Origin of the sequence: Salinicoccus carnicancri Crm (assembly GCF_000330705.1) — a bacterium.
GTDB classification, from domain to species: domain Bacteria; phylum Bacillota; class Bacilli; order Staphylococcales; family Salinicoccaceae; genus Salinicoccus; species Salinicoccus carnicancri.
In genome coordinates this window covers 41,498-56,293 of sequence record NZ_ANAM01000006.1, presented here as the reverse complement: position 1 = coordinate 56,293, position 14,796 = coordinate 41,498, and the positions used below count along the sequence as shown (strand labels likewise).

Here is a 14,796-nt window from a genome sequence, read left to right as displayed (position 1 = left end):
TCAGACTCCTTTCGTCTTCAGGTCTTTTTCCTGAGGCAGGACCTGGTCGATGATTTCAATCGGATAATCCCCCGTAAAGCATGCATCACACTGCCCTCTTGAACCGTATGAACGATAGACGTCATGCATCGCATTCACCGACAGGTATGTCAGGGAGTCCGCATCGATTTCCTCACGGATCTCCTCAGTGGATTTCTGTGATGCAATGATTTCCGCATGGGTGGAAACATCGATGCCGTAAAAACATGGGTTTTTAAGCGGTGGTGAAGATACGCCCATATGCACCTCTTTTGCCCCCGCCTTCCTGAGTGCCTTAACGATGAATCGGCTCGTCGTCCCCCGGACGATGGAGTCGTCGATGACGATGATCCGTTTCCCTTCAACAACATCCCGCACGGGTGAGAGCTTCATGCGCACAGCACGTTCACGCGCTTCCTGCCCCGGGGATATGAACGTCCTGCCGACGTAGCGGTTCTTCAGGAGCCCCTGCTCCTGCCTGATGCCTGTCTCCTCCGAGAATCCCTTGGCTGCGGCCAGACTCGAATCCGGGACACCGATGACGATATCTGCATCCACATCCATCTCTTTGGCCAGTTGTTTGCCGAGCGATTTGCGGATCGTATATGTTGAAGTGTGACGGAATTCGGAATCCGCCCGTGCGAAGTATATATATTCCATCGAGCACATATTCGGCTTCTCACTCTCTGTGTATCTGTCGAAATCGATGCCGTCATCACTCAGTGTAATCAGCTCCCCGGGCTCGATATCACGGATATACTCCGCACCGGTCGCCGTAAATGCACACGTCTCACTGGCCACACAGTATGAGTCATCTATCTTACCGAGCATGAGCGGGCGGACGCCGTGGTCATCGAGCGCAATCGTCAGTGAATCCTCATCCAGCACGACCAAGGCGAATGCACCCTTAAGCTGCCTGAGTGCAGATTTCATGCGCGTCTTCCTGTCACTGCTCTTATTCTTGCGCAGCAGATGTGCCAGAACTTCCGAATCGGAGGACGTCTGGAAAATCGCACCATCATCCTCCAGTGCCTCCCGGAGCCTTACCGCGTTCACCAGGTTGCCGTTATGGGCGAGGCCAAGGTCACCACGATGGCTCTTGAACAGGAAAGGCTGTACGTTGGACAGCTCGCTGCCGCCGGTCGTCGCATACCTCACGTGCCCGATGGCATGCGGGAACTCGCGCAGGGAGACCAGCTGGTCCTTGGACAGCGCATCGGTCAGGAGACCCATGCCGCGGGCGCCGAACAGATACTCGCCATTAGAGCATACGATACCAGCGCCCTCCTGGCCCCTGTGCTGCAGGCTGTGGAGACCGATATACGTCAGCTCACTTGCACGCTCATGATTCCATACTCCGAATATTCCGCACTCTTCGTTCAATCCACGGATGTCATACATTTCGGGATTGCCCCTTCCCACGCTTCTGCAACTTCAGCAAGATCCCTGCTGATTTCCACATCGCGTGCTTTGATTCTGACCCCTTCTGCTGTCAGTCTTCCTATCTGCACCGCATCTTTGATTTCTTTTCCTGCATCCGAAACGACGATGTACCTTGATGCATTCTCGGCGAATAGATCCTCCCCGTCGACATCCATGGAAACATCCACTCCGAGTCCATGGTATGCGGCGAGCTGTGCCAGTTTGACAGCGATGCCCCCGCGCCCCACCGGGGATATCTTCCTGATATCACCTTCTGTAAGGCGCCGGCGCAGATCCATGCCACGGCTGTATTCAAGCTCAAGGTCGATATTGCGGACCTGCTTCGACACTTCATCATCAATCAGTTTCTCGATCTGGCTGCCGGCGAATGCTTTCTCCGTTTCACCCACCAGATACAGTGCGTCGCCCGCTCCGATGGACAGGCCGTCCATGAAATTCACATCCTCGATGAGTCCGACCATACCGATGACCGGTGTCGGCAGGATGGAAGCAGTTCGGTTTTCATTATACAGGCTCACGTTGCCGGAGACGACCGGCGTTGCGAGTGCACGGCAGGCTTCTGCCATCCCTTTCGTCGATTCTTCAAGCTGGTTGTAGATTTCAGGGTTTTCAGGGCTGCCGTAGTTCAGGCAGTCCGTCATCGCAAGCGGCTCTGCACCAGTCGCTATGATGCTTCTGAACGTCTGCGCGACGACTTCCTTGCCGCCATTGTATGGATCCGCGTACACATAGCGGCTCTTGCCGTCGATTGCCATCGCTATCGCCTTCTGTGTTCCTTCAACCCTGACGACACCGGAGCCGAACCCGGACTTCTGCACCGTGTTCGAACCGACCTGGTTGTCATACTGTTCGTAGATGTAGCGCTTGGAACCATGTGTAGGATGGCCAACCAGCTCATCGAACACTCGGTTCAGATCCTCTTTTGAGTAGTCATAGACCTTTTCACCCGTCTCCGGTTTTTCTCCTTCCAAGATGTAGACCGGTGCTTCGTCGGACAGTGGCTGTACCGGGATATCCGCATACAATTCATCTCCGTAGTAAAGTTTCAGCCTGTCCGAATCCGTCACCTCGCCGATCACAGCCGCATCAAGCTCAAAACCTTCGAACATGTCCAGGAACTTCTGCTCCGTACCGTCTTCAACAACAAGCAGCATGCGCTCCTGCGTTTCGGAAAGCATCATTTCATATGGGGAAATCCCCTCTTCCCTCACCGGCACCTGATCCAGGTAAAGGTTCATGCCCGCTTCGCCTTTGGCCGCCATTTCAGAGCTGGAAGAAGTAAGACCGGCCGCACCCATGTCCTGGATGCCGACGAGTTCGGGCTGGTCGATGGCCGCAAGTGTCGCTTCCATGAGCTTCTTGCCCGTGAATGGATCGCCAATCTGCACGGACGGGCGTTTGGACTCCGATTCCTCGCTCAGCTCCTCTGAAGCGAATGTTGCACCATGGATGCCGTCTCGCCCAGTCTTGAGGCCGACGTAGATCACCTTGTTGCCTGCACCTTTCGCCGTACCCTTCTGCACTTTGTCATGTTCCATTACGCCCACGCACATTGCATTTACAAGCGGATTCCCGTCGTATGAGGGATCAAACTCCACTTCGCCGGAAACTGTCGGTATGCCGATGCAGTTGCCGTAGCCGCCGATACCGGAAACGACGCCCCGCAGCAGGCGGCGGTTGTTCGCTTCAGTCAGCTCGCCGAACCTGAGGGAATTGAGCAGCCCGATTGGACGGGCACCGATGGAGACGATGTCTCGGATGATGCCGCCGACACCTGTTGCCGCTCCCTGATAGGGTTCGACTGCAGACGGGTGGTTATGGGATTCAACTTTGAATACGACCGCCTGGTTGTCACCGATGTCCACAACACCCGCACCTTCGCCCGGTCCCATCAGTACGCGGTCTCCGGAAGTCGGGAACTGTTTAAGGAAAGGTTTTGAATGTTTGTACGAGCAATGTTCACTCCACATTACAGAGAAAATGCCGAGCTCCGTGTAGTTCGGCTCACGGCCGAGAATATCGATCACCTTATCGTATTCCGCATCCGTCAGCCCCATTTCCGCATAGAGTTTCTGGTTTCTGATATCTTCTGTCGTTGGTTCAATGAATCTGGACATGATTTGCCTCCCACCTGATCAATTCCTCAAATAATCTCAATCCATCGTCGCTGCCGAGCAGCGTCTCAAGCGCCCGTTCAGGATGCGGCATCATACCGAGCACGTTGCCGCGTTCGTTGACGATTCCCGCAATATCATTCCTCGAGCCGTTCGGGTTTTCATTGTATGTCAGTACAATCTGGTTGTGCGCTTTGAGCCTTTCGTATGTTGCATCATCACAGTAGTAGTGGCCCTCACCGTGGGCCACCGGGTACACGATATCTTCATCCTGCCTGTAGCCACGGGTGAACAATGTCTCATTGTTGACGATTTTCAGCGATTCGTCGCGGGAGACGAAAGTGTGCTGGTCGTTGAAGATGAGCGCACCCGGCAGCAGCCCGATTTCGGTCAGGATCTGGAAACCGTTGCATATGCCGAGAACCGGCTTTCCCGCATCCGCCGCTTCTTCGATCGCTTTTGTAACCGGGGCGACCGCCGCCATTGCTCCGCTGCGGAGATAGTCGCCGAAGGAGAAACCGCCGGGAATCAGTACACCGTCATATCCGGCGAGCGATGCCGCCCTGTAGTCTACAAATTCTGCCTCAGCGCCCGCTTTCAAAACGGCATTCAGCAGGTCACGGTCACAGTTGGAGCCTGGAAACTGTACTACAGCGAATTTCTTCATTCCGACACCTCATCCATAATCGTATACTCATACGTTTCAATCACCGTATTGGTAAACAGGCGTTCAGACAGGGATTTGACGATTCTGTCAATGTTGTCCGCCCCGGTTTCATCTATGTCAAAATTCAGGATTTTCCCTACACGGATGTTGCTGATTTCATCATGCCCGAGTTCATGCACTGCACGGTTCAGCGCCTCCCCCTGTGTATCGAGCACCTGCTGCTGTAATGTCACTTTAAGTTCTACCTTTTTCATTATTTTACTGCCTCCATCTTTTCATAGAATTTTGTATAAGTGTCGATCAGTGAGCCTGTCCTGTTGCGGTAGACATCCTTGTCGAAATTCTCATCAGTCTCAATGTCCCATATGCGGCATGTATCCGGTGAAATTTCATCGGCCAGGAGGATGTCCCCCTCATTATCCCTGCCGAATTCGATTTTGAAATCGACCAGTTCCATGCCCATCATGTCCATCATCCGGGTGAGGGCTTTGTTAACTCTGAGCGCCGCCGCCTTAAGTTCCCCGATCTCCTCTTTTGTAGCAAGGCCGAGCTTCAGCACGTGGTCATCAGTCAGTATCGGATCATCGAGTGCATCTTCTTTATAATAAAATTCCACAAGCGGCGGTGTGAATTCATCGCCTCTTTTAAAGCCGAGCCGCCTGACGATGCTCCCTGCCGCCCTGTTGCGCACCGTCACTTCAAGCGGAATGATGCCCACCGGCTTAACCGTCTGTTCCGTATCGCTGATGCGTTCGATGAAATGGGACTTGACGCCGTTTTTCTCAAGATATTTGAAGATATCGGAGGAAATCAGGTTGTTCAGCCGGCCTTTGCCTTCCATGAAATCACGTCTCGCACCATTGCCGGCAGTCACTTCATCCTTATATTCAATGCGGAGCACTTCGGGATCTTCAGTCTTGAAGATTTTTTTTGCCTTTCCTTCATACAGCAGCATCACTTACTCTCCTTTGTGAAATCGCGGCTGAGCGCTTCCAGTGTATTTTCGAGGCTGCCGGTGAGTACGGTGACATGTCCCATCTTGCGGGCCGGCTTACGCACCGTCTTGCCGTATATATGGATGTGCCATTCGGGATGCGTGAACAATTCATTGTCCAGCCGGTCCAGATCCTCACCCAGGAGGTTCATCATGACCGCGTTCTGATAGAGATGCACTTCTGGCATCGGGTGACCCAGTATAGAAAGGATGTGCGCATCGAACTGGCTGATATTGCATGCCTCAATCGAATAGTGCCCGGAATTGTGGGGCCGCGGCGCAATCTCGTTCACATAGAGTATGCCGTCTGTATCGATGAAGAATTCGATGGTGAATGTCCCGACAAAGTGCAGCGCGTCCATGATCTTTTCCGCTTCCCTCTGTGCCTGTTCCGTATAATCCACCCTGGATGGAACGATCGTGCGGTAGAGGACCTGGTCCTTGTGCAGATTTTCCTGCAGCGGGAAATAGACGACCTGTCCGCTGACACTCCTGGCGATGGTCAGGGACACTTCCCGCTCAAGTCTGATATATTTTTCCGCCACAAACACCGTCTCATCAAAAGGAATGCCGGCCCGATCGATGTCCGCCGCCGTCTCCAGCAGATACTGTCCTTTTCCGTCATATCCTCCCGTTGCCGTCTTGACGATGACAGGCGCACCGTGCGTATCCATGAATCTGCGCACATCCTCTGCTGCTGCCACTTTTTCATAAGGGACTATTTTCGCACCGGAAGCACTGATCGCCTCTTTTTCCGTCTCACGGTTCTGCAGCGCGAGCACCGTCTCTGCCCCCTGCGGCACATGGTAGTCGCCGACCAGTGTGTGCAGAATGCGCGCATCGATGTTTTCAAATTCATAGGTGACGACATCTGATATTTTGCACAGCGATTTCAATGCTTCAAGGTCGCCGAATTCCGCATTGATGAAAGTGTGGCTCGTCGCACTTGCCGGCGCATCCTCCGAAGGGTCGAGGACCGCCACTCTGTAGCCCATTCTGAGTGCCGACTGTGCCATCATCTTGCCCAGCTGTCCACCGCCGATGATACCTATCGTTGCTCCCGGTTCCAGTTTAATTGAGGTCATTCTGCATCTCCTCCACTTTATCTTCGAGTGACTTCTGATAATCATCCAGTTTTTCGTAAAGTTCCGGCGAGTTCACTGCAAGCATGCGCGCGGCCAGTATCCCCGCATTCTTGCTGCCCGCCTTGCCGATTGCCGTCGTGGCGACCGGAATGCCGCCCGGCATCTGCACGATGGATAATAACGAATCCATGCCATGCAGCGCTTTGGACTCGATAGGTATGCCGATTACCGGGACGTTTGTCATCGACGCCACCATCCCCGGCAGATGCGCCGCACCGCCGGCGCCGGCGATGATCACATCGATGCCGTTCGATTTGGCATTTCTCGCATAGTCCACCATCATCTCCGGGGTGCGGTGCGCGCTCACCACTTTCTTCTCGTAAGCCACGCCGAAATGATCCAGCATATCACATGCATGCTTCATCTCAGGCCAGTCGGAAGAGCTGCCCATGATTACTCCAACAGTCATAGTAGTATAACCTCGCTTTGAAATATGTTTGTTTTCAACTCATGCCAAGTTTAACAATAGCAGGCGGTTTATTCAACTGAAAAACGAACAATTTATATATAATCATTTTAATTGTATGTGTTTACGAACATTGAGTTTGAACTCACATCCATTAAGTTCGGATTTTATGTATAATCGGAAGATTTTTATGTATTTTGTTTCCATAAGTGCAACACAGGAACGGCTTGTATCAGTATGACCCAAACGGCCGATCAGGATTCACTGTGGAAATTTTCAGGCAAGTTATGGATAATGGAGGGAGACAGACTAAACAGATTGGAGAATTAAAAATGACAGCAAATTTGTTGAACGGACGCGAAATCGCCAAAGATTATCGTGCCGGACTCGCAGAAGAAGTTGAAAAATTGAAGAACAACGGCATAACGCCAAACCTCACAGTCATCATAGCCGGCAATGATGGCGCCTCCCTGAGCTATGTACGGTCGAAGAACAGGGCGGCCGAAAAGATTGGTATGACATCAGACATCGTCCATCTGGATGAAGATGTAACCGAGGACGAGGTCCTGGAAGAACTCGACCGCCTGAACAACGACGACAATGTCAGCGGAATTCTCGTGCAGGTTCCCCTGCCGGAGCATGTCAGCGAAGAGAAGGTGCTTGAATCCATTGCACCCCATAAAGATGTCGACGGCTTCAGTCCGGTCAATATCGGCCGCATGTATACAGGCCAGCGCACATTCATCCCCTGTACACCACTCGGCATCATGGAACTCCTCAAGCAAACAGGACCGCTTGAAGGCAAAGACGTCGCCGTCATCGGACGCTCCCACATCGTTGGCCAGCCCGTCGCAAAACTGCTGACCGACCAGAACGCAACCGTCACACTGATGCACTCCCGCACGAAGAACATGACCGATAAACTGAGCGGCTTTGACGTCATCGTCAGTGCCGTCGGCTCCCCGGCACTCGTCAAAGCCGAACATGTCAAAGACGGTGCAATTGTGATCGATGTCGGCAACACAATGGTCGGCGACAAACTCGTCGGCGATGTAGACTTCGACGCCGTCAAAGAAAAAGCCGGCTGGATCACACCAGTCCCGGGCGGCGTCGGCCCCCTCACAATCACCATGGTGCTGAACAACACATTACTCGCCGCCAAATGGCACAACGGAGTGGAATAGCTTTACCGCAGTAGACGGCCGCACCCTTTTACAGGGTGCGGTTTTTGGTTTTAATCTATGTTTGTGCCAACGGTCAGCCGCTTCTCATTCCATTGATTGTACCCCATACTGACAAATTGTCCTCAGACACTTTTTTCTTTACCTTCACAAAACCCGCAATTCACACATCTCATAAACAGCCGCCCCTTCCACCTCCATCAGATACTTCCTGATACGATTATGTGTCACCACCCGATCAAGTGCAGGTGATTTCGTCTCCAGCTCCAAATGTTCATTCACTAACACGACTGCTCCCCCGGCCCGGATGTCCGGCCTCCGCCTGCATTCCGCTGCCTCCAGCCACTGATGCTCCAAAGTCTTCTTCCGCATTGAACAAATCCTCCTTCCAATAAAAAAGCCCTTTCCCTATATATGCGGAAAAAGGCCGGTTTGATTATTTGTTCCATCAAGTATTTTATTTAGTCTGAGAAAATTGATTAACACATGGCCAGGCCGATCAGTTCCTGATGATAATGAAGATCATGTAGATGATGTATGCAAATACAAGTACAAAACCTTCTCCCCGGCCGATGTTGTAGCGGGTCCTTGAAAATATGAGCAGCAGCACCGTCAGAAGTATCATGATCCACATATCAGTGAAGATTTTCGCATCCAGTGTCAGCGGGGCAACTGATGCAGCACTGCCCGCCACAAAAAAGATGTTGAAAATGCTGCTGCCGACAGCATTCCCTATCGCGATGTCTCCCTGATTCTTCATCGCAGCCGTGACGGAAGTGATCAGCTCGGGGAGTGAAGTGCCAATGGCCACAATTGTAAGACCGACCAGCGTCTCGCTCATTCCGAGTGAAAGTGCAATCTCAGTGGCGCTGTCCACTACAAGGCGTCCTCCGTATATGATTGCAGCGAGTCCGCCAGCAGTGTAGAGTGCGTTCTTCCCCCACGGAGCACCAACATCCGTATCCACCGCATCACCGCCCTCAGACCTGTTCTTCATAGCCATTTCAAAGACGTAATACAGAAACACACTGAAGAACAGGAGGATGATCAGACCATCCCCGCGGGAGACAATATTCTCCACTGCCCCGTTCAGGAAAACGTCCGCCATCAGTATAAGCAGGACGACAGCTGCAAGCAGTGAGAAGGGAATCTCCTTTCGGATTGTTTCGCTCTTGACGGTGAGCGGGGTGATCATCGCCGTCACCCCGAGCACCATGGTGATGTTGAAAAGGTTGCTTCCCACGATGTTGCCGAGCACCATGCCGGCGTTATCATCCAGCGCAGCCAGTATGCTGACCGTTGCCTCGGGTGAACTTGTGCCGAGGGCAACGATCGTCAGCCCGACCAGCAGGGGCGATACATTGAGTTTGATCGCAATATTCGATGCACCTTCCACAAAATAGTCCGCCCCCTTGATGAGGAGGACGAATCCCGCAATAAGTATAATATAAGACACAGATGCACTCTCCTTTAAAATACAGGCTATCATCCCTCTATTCCCGAAGAATGACAAAAAAACCCACTTTTCATACAAAAAGCAGGCATCTTCAATCATTTCCTATTTTCAACAAAGAACGTGACAACAACGAACAACAGAAACGCAATCAGCGTAATACTGCCGCCGATGATGAAATACACGATTGTGAACGTCTCATTGAATCCGAACGGATTAAGCATATAGAAATACATCCCCGACGTCAGAACCAGGGCCCCCGCAATACCGAAGACACAGTGCAGATGCACGAGCAGCGGCTTCGAAACAGTGTAGATACTGTAGAATACTCCCCATGCAAACATCGACAGCCATCCCACAAGAAGTATGTGCGTATGAATCGGTCGCATCGCATAATCCATCTCCCCGGCCATCTGCGATCCGATGAACACACCGAGCAGCCCGAATACTGTTGCAATCCTGATCAGGTTGATTCCCCATTTTCTTTCCATTTTCCGTAATTCCTCCCTTTATTCGTTATTCTGATAAAATTCATGCCGCCACGGACACACCGCCGCCCCTGGAACATTCCCTGTAATCATTTCCAAAGCTTCACGATGAATTCCGTGCCGGCCCCCGGCGTACTCTCCACATCAATCGTGCCACCAAGCATTTCCACAGTTTCCAGGACGATCGCAAGACCGAGGCCGGAGCCCTCACTCGAACGCGCAGCATCCACGCGGTAGAACCGTTCGAACACCTTATCAAGTGCATCTTCCGGAATACCCATGCCCGTGTCCCGTACACTGATTTCGACATTATCTCCCATATCCTTAAGTGTAACGGCGATTTCATCACCATCTGATGAATATTTCACTGCGTTGGATACCAGGTTGTCCCATATATTCCACAGGAGGTCGCTGTCGGATTCCACCGTCACTTCGTCCAGGGAATAGGACAGGTCGACTCCGGATTCATCCAGCCGCCAGCGGAACACGCGTATCACATCCCGGATCTGCGAGTCGAGCCGGATGGGCTCCACCTTCGCCGTATAGGACTGGTGATCGAACTTGTTGAGCAGCATAAGCTGCCTCGCCAGCGAGGACAGCCGCTTCGCCTCCGAATGCACGACCGAGGCAGCTTCCCGCGCCTCGTGGCCGTCCACTTCCCCCTCCTCAAGCAGCTTCGCGTATCCTTGGATGTTGACCAGCGGCGACTGGAGGTCATGCGTCACATCACTGATGAATTTCTGGCGCATGTGATGGTTTTCCTGCAGCTGTCCCTTCATCGCATCGAGACTTGCAGCAAGCTGTCCGATCTCATCCCTGCTGTAGTTCCCGGGAGCGATGTCATAGTCGAAATTCTCCCGCCGGATTTCATTCGCCGCCGTCCTGAGATGGCCCAGGGGTTCTGTCAGACGGCGGCTCATCACGATGATGAATATGAGGCTCACCAGCACCGCCGTCACAAAGAACACAAGCAGGATGATATGGAATTCACTGAACATCAGACTGCTGTCCTGCTTGATGAACAGCGCGTGGCGTTCGCCGCCGAGCATGACTGGCACACCGACGGTGTTGCGCACATCATTCATGAAATGCCCCATCATGAACCAGTTCGCCACAGCGGCATCCTCTCCCTCGTACACCCCGCCGGACAGCACCGAGTTAAGCGTCGACTGTTCCATGACGGTCCTCTCAAACGGAATACCGGCAAAGTGCGCCTCGTATCCGCTGTTGAACGGCCCTTCCGTCAGCGTCACCCCACCGCCTGTATCATCCGCCCCGTCGCCGGATACCAGCACCACCTGGTAGTCCAGCGCATCGAGCATATCCATGGCCACAGTGAGACCGGAACCCGCCGGAATATCCTGCTCCAGCGCATCCTTCAGATTTTCAGCCGTCCCGAGCATCTGTTCATTCATCTTCGGCTTGGAGTAGACCGCATAGAGGACATTCGATGCCAGCAGCGACACTGCCAGGCTGACGCCAACGACGGCAAAAAGCACCGCTATGAATCGTTTATATAGCATATCCATCAAAGATCTCTCCCCGCAACGCTCTGCTCCAGACGGTAACCGACACCACGCACCGTCAGCACGCGCACTTCTGCACCGAATCTCCCGAGCTTCTGCCGCAGCCGGTTCATATGGGTATTGATCGTATATGTACTCGTTTCAAGATCACCCCACACACTTTCGGCGAGATGCTCGCGGGTCACCACTTTTTCAGGTGTCTCCATCAGGCAGCCGAGCATCTCGAGTTCCTTCACCGGCAGCATGTGCGTGCGGCCCATGACTTCCACCTCATAATGCTCCCGGTCGATCGTCATCCCCGCAAATGACAGCTTCGTATCCGATACAGGGCGGACCCGCTTCAGCACCGCACGTATCCGGAACAGAAGCTCTTTCGGTTCAAAGGGTTTCACTATATAATCCTCCGCCCCTGCTGTGAACCCCTCCTCCTTGTCATCGAGCTGCCCTTTCGCGGTGAGCAGAATCACAGGTGTCTCAAGGTCCCCGCTCAGGATGCGTGTCAGTTCAAACCCATCCATCCCGGGCATCATCACATCCACGACCGCAATATCCACTTCCTCATCCTCAAGATGCCGGAGGGCGCCGTCTGCATCCCCGAAATCCGTCACATCGAAACCGTTTCTCTTCAGGTAGAGTACAACCAGATTGCGGATATTCGCATCATCCTCGACCACCATCACTTTATCCATCACCCATGCACCTCCGTAAAAAAACTCTATCATACTTATATAAACACAATATAAATATTTTAGAAATGAAAATCTCACCCTGCCCCATACCCGCATAAAAGAAAAAGACGCCCACCGCGCCATGCGGTGGACGTTTAAGTACCGGAAGCATTCATTATGCGCCGAGACTCATTTTCGGGCCGAACGGCTCGAAGTGGATGCGGCTCTCGTCGACCCCCATCTCCTTGAGCTCCTTCATCATTGTTCCCATGAAGCCCATGGATCCACAGATGTAAACCTGCCTGTCCTCTATATCTTTGAAGTCCCCTTTGTCCAGGAAGCCTTCTGTTTCGCTGAATTTGACTTTAAGGTCAGCACCCTTTTCCCGGATTGCAGCCATCTGGTCCTTGAATGGCTGATGGTCAGCGTTTATGCAGCTGTAGATATATTTGACATCCTTGCCTTTGGCCACGGCATCTTCCGCCATGGACATCACCGGCGTCGCACCGACGCCGCCTGCGATGAAGAGCAGTCTGTCATGATCCTCCCCGACTTTGAAGTCGCCGGCAGGCGCTGACATGAACAGTGCATCACCCTCCTCGATCTCGTCATGCATGTAGTTGGAAACGACTCCTTCCCTGCCCTTGACCGCTTCGCGTTTGACGGCAAATCGGATGCCATCCTCTTTGTCGATTGAACAGATTGAGTAGTGGCGGAGGGCAGTGTTGCCGTAGCCTTCCGGCTTCACTTTGACGGTGATGTACTGGCCGGCTGTGAACGTTTTCTCCACTTCGTCGGAATCCACAGTGAACCTGACGATGTCCGGTGTCACCTGCTCCTTCTTCTTGACGATGAACGGTTTGAAGCCGTCCCAGGCCGCAGTATCATACATCTCTTTTTCAATGCCGATGAATACATCGGCGATCTTGCCGTAGTACTCTCCCCACGCATCGATGATTTCAGGTGTCGCAGCGTCACCCAGCACTTCCCGGATTGCTGCGAGGAGATATTTGCCGACAATCGGATAATGTTCCGGCAGCACTTCAAGTGCACGGTGCTTATGTGCGATCCCCATTACTGCAGGTACAATGGCTTCGATATCTTCGATGTGCCTTGCCGCAGCAAGCACCGTCATTGCCAGTGCCTTCGGCTGGTCTCCGACTTTCTGGTTCGTCTTGTTGAAGATGTCGAGAAGTTCAGGGTGTGCTTCAAACATCCTTTTGTAGAATACTGTCGTAATTTCAGTTCCGTGTTCTTCGAGAACCGGTACGGTTTCTTTGATAATCTGTCTTTTAGCTTCAGCAATCATGTGTTCAAGCCCCTTTTTATAAAACATATATTTTTAATGCATCTTTAGTGTAAGGGTGTATGTTTACTTTTTCAAGACCTTTGTTACTATTTTCACATATCGTTCACAAAATCGCTTACATAAGATGGGATGTTTTATTAAAATGACAATTCCGTGTATAATCTTCTGGAGGAGTTGATGAGAATGAAGCTCACTTTGTACACCGACTACTCCCTGCGGGTGCTCATGTACCTGGGGATGAAGGAAACGGAAAAGAAAATCCAGATTGATGAAATCGCAGACTTTTACAATATATCGAAAAATCATCTGACCAAAGTCGTCCATCACCTTTCGAAGCTCGGATACGTCAGAACTGTCCGTGGCCGGGGCGGGGGGATTATGCTAAACTATGAACCAGAGGATTTGAACATAGGAGAGGTCGTCCGCAGTACGGAAGACAACTTCCACATGGCGGAATGCTTCAATGCCGAAAACAACCAGTGCGTACTGACACCGGTATGCAGCCTGAAGTTCGTACTGGGGGATGCATTGAAAGCCTATCTTGAAGTGCTCGATAACTATACATTGGAAGATATACTTCCAAGCGGAATTCCGGGGTGATGAAGATGAATTCAAAAACGATGCTGAAAGTCATGGCAGGACTGCTGCCTGCGGCACCGATTACGGGGGACTTCATTGATAAAAGCATAGATACAGAAGAAGTCAGTGAGTCCGACAGCAGCACGGATTCAAAATATGCGGATTATGACGGGCCGACGATGGAAGAGGAAATCTCATCCCACAGTGGCAGCGTCCCCGCCCTCAAAGGGACGGAAACCATCAATGTGCAGGTCGGGGATGAATTCGATCCGCTGGCCGGCGTCTATGCCGTCGACAGTTCCGACGGCAACATCACAGATAGCATTGAAGTGACCGACAACAGTGTGAATACGGACAGGGCCGGCAATTATACCGTATCCTACAGGGTGGAAAATTCCAGCGGCAACTGGTATGAATACACCCGCCAGATACAGGTATCGGATGCAGAGAGTGACACGGTGCCTATGGTGCCGCCGACAGAAGAGCAGCTCTCAGGGGAAAGTGCAGAAGAAGAATCCGATCCGGAATCTTCCTCGAAAATCACCTTCCTCGGCCTCGATGACATCACCATCCAGCAGGGGGATGAATTCGATCCGAAGGAAGACATCCAGATCATTGATGTAGACGGCAGTGATATCACAAACAAACTGTACATTTCAGGCGAGGTCAACACGGACCAGCCGGGGGAATACACGATTGCCTATGCAGTATTCGACCACTTCGGCGATTCCCATGCCAAGGCCAGGACTGTCACAGTGGAATGATGCAAAAAAGAAACCGCAGCGGGGATTCCGCTGCGGTTTCT

At 52.3% G+C, this 14,796-nt stretch carries 16 protein-coding genes; 3 read left to right on the top strand and 13 right to left on the bottom strand.

Annotation, left to right across the window (positions count from 1 at the left end; genetic code table 11):
• The 7 genes from purF to purE are packed head-to-tail and all read right to left on the bottom strand — an operon-like array spanning position 1 to position 6,790.
• A complete protein-coding gene (gene purF / locus C792_RS0105135; protein WP_017548378.1) occupies positions 1–1,419 on the bottom strand; it encodes an amidophosphoribosyltransferase in 1,419 nt (472 codons plus the stop codon).
• Positions 1,398–3,578 carry a phosphoribosylformylglycinamidine synthase subunit PurL gene (purL, locus tag C792_RS0105130; RefSeq protein WP_017548377.1) on the bottom strand — a complete coding sequence of 727 codons (2,181 nt, stop codon included), beginning with the start codon at positions 3,576–3,578 and terminating at the stop codon, positions 1,398–1,400. The genes purF and purL overlap by 22 nt, the downstream gene beginning before the upstream one ends.
• Positions 3,562–4,242: a phosphoribosylformylglycinamidine synthase subunit PurQ gene (purQ, locus tag C792_RS0105125; protein WP_017548376.1), complete on the bottom strand. Its 681-nt coding sequence runs from the start codon at positions 4,240–4,242 to the stop codon at positions 3,562–3,564. The genes purL and purQ overlap by 17 nt, the downstream gene beginning before the upstream one ends.
• Positions 4,239–4,496 carry a phosphoribosylformylglycinamidine synthase subunit PurS gene (gene purS / locus C792_RS0105120; RefSeq protein WP_017548375.1) on the bottom strand — a complete coding sequence of 86 codons (258 nt, stop codon included), beginning with the start codon at positions 4,494–4,496 and terminating at the stop codon, positions 4,239–4,241. The genes purQ and purS overlap by 4 nt, the downstream gene beginning before the upstream one ends.
• A complete protein-coding gene (gene purC / locus C792_RS0105115) occupies positions 4,496–5,200 on the bottom strand; it encodes a phosphoribosylaminoimidazolesuccinocarboxamide synthase (RefSeq protein ID WP_026090238.1) in 705 nt (234 codons plus the stop codon). The genes purS and purC overlap by 1 nt, the downstream gene beginning before the upstream one ends.
• Positions 5,197–6,321: a 5-(carboxyamino)imidazole ribonucleotide synthase gene (gene purK, locus C792_RS0105110; protein WP_017548373.1), complete on the bottom strand. Its 1,125-nt coding sequence runs from the start codon at positions 6,319–6,321 to the stop codon at positions 5,197–5,199. The genes purC and purK overlap by 4 nt, the downstream gene beginning before the upstream one ends.
• Positions 6,308–6,790: a 5-(carboxyamino)imidazole ribonucleotide mutase gene (purE, locus tag C792_RS0105105; protein WP_026090237.1), complete on the bottom strand. Its 483-nt coding sequence runs from the start codon at positions 6,788–6,790 to the stop codon at positions 6,308–6,310. The genes purK and purE overlap by 14 nt, the downstream gene beginning before the upstream one ends.
• A gap of 329 nt (positions 6,791–7,119) precedes the next feature.
• Here purE and C792_RS0105100 point away from each other — a divergent pair, with 329 nt between their 5' ends.
• The gene (locus C792_RS0105100; RefSeq protein WP_017548371.1) at positions 7,120–7,971 is read left to right on the top strand and encodes a bifunctional 5,10-methylenetetrahydrofolate dehydrogenase/5,10-methenyltetrahydrofolate cyclohydrolase; all 852 of its coding nucleotides are present in this window, start codon (positions 7,120–7,122) and stop codon (positions 7,969–7,971) included.
• Positions 7,972–8,115: 144 nt separating this feature from the next.
• On the opposite strand, the gene C792_RS0105095 is transcribed toward C792_RS0105100, so the two are convergent.
• From C792_RS0105095 to C792_RS0105070, 6 genes are all read right to left on the bottom strand, one after another.
• Positions 8,116–8,340, bottom strand: a complete 225-nt coding sequence (locus C792_RS0105095) for a hypothetical protein (RefSeq protein WP_017548370.1) — start codon at positions 8,338–8,340, stop codon at positions 8,116–8,118.
• A 127-nt stretch (positions 8,341–8,467) separates the two neighbouring features.
• A complete protein-coding gene (locus C792_RS0105090; RefSeq protein WP_017548369.1) occupies positions 8,468–9,424 on the bottom strand; it encodes a calcium/sodium antiporter in 957 nt (318 codons plus the stop codon).
• A gap of 95 nt (positions 9,425–9,519) precedes the next feature.
• Positions 9,520–9,912: a hypothetical protein gene (locus C792_RS0105085; protein ID WP_017548368.1), complete on the bottom strand. Its 393-nt coding sequence runs from the start codon at positions 9,910–9,912 to the stop codon at positions 9,520–9,522.
• An 86-nt stretch (positions 9,913–9,998) separates the two neighbouring features.
• Positions 9,999–11,438: a sensor histidine kinase gene (locus C792_RS14295; RefSeq protein WP_017548367.1), complete on the bottom strand. Its 1,440-nt coding sequence runs from the start codon at positions 11,436–11,438 to the stop codon at positions 9,999–10,001.
• Entirely contained in the window at positions 11,438–12,124 is a 687-nt protein-coding gene (locus tag C792_RS0105075; protein WP_017548366.1) for a response regulator transcription factor, read from the bottom strand. The genes C792_RS14295 and C792_RS0105075 overlap by 1 nt, the downstream gene beginning before the upstream one ends.
• A gap of 154 nt (positions 12,125–12,278) precedes the next feature.
• The gene (locus C792_RS0105070; protein ID WP_017548365.1) at positions 12,279–13,412 is read right to left on the bottom strand and encodes a globin domain-containing protein; all 1,134 of its coding nucleotides are present in this window, start codon (positions 13,410–13,412) and stop codon (positions 12,279–12,281) included.
• A 183-nt stretch (positions 13,413–13,595) separates the two neighbouring features.
• Here C792_RS0105070 and C792_RS0105065 point away from each other — a divergent pair, with 183 nt between their 5' ends.
• The gene (locus C792_RS0105065) at positions 13,596–14,012 is read left to right on the top strand and encodes an RrF2 family transcriptional regulator (protein WP_017548364.1); all 417 of its coding nucleotides are present in this window, start codon (positions 13,596–13,598) and stop codon (positions 14,010–14,012) included.
• 5 nt (positions 14,013–14,017) lie between these two features.
• Positions 14,018–14,755, top strand: a complete 738-nt coding sequence (locus C792_RS0105060) for an immunoglobulin-like domain-containing protein (protein ID WP_156811647.1) — start codon at positions 14,018–14,020, stop codon at positions 14,753–14,755.
• Positions 14,756–14,796 lie beyond the last annotated feature (41 nt).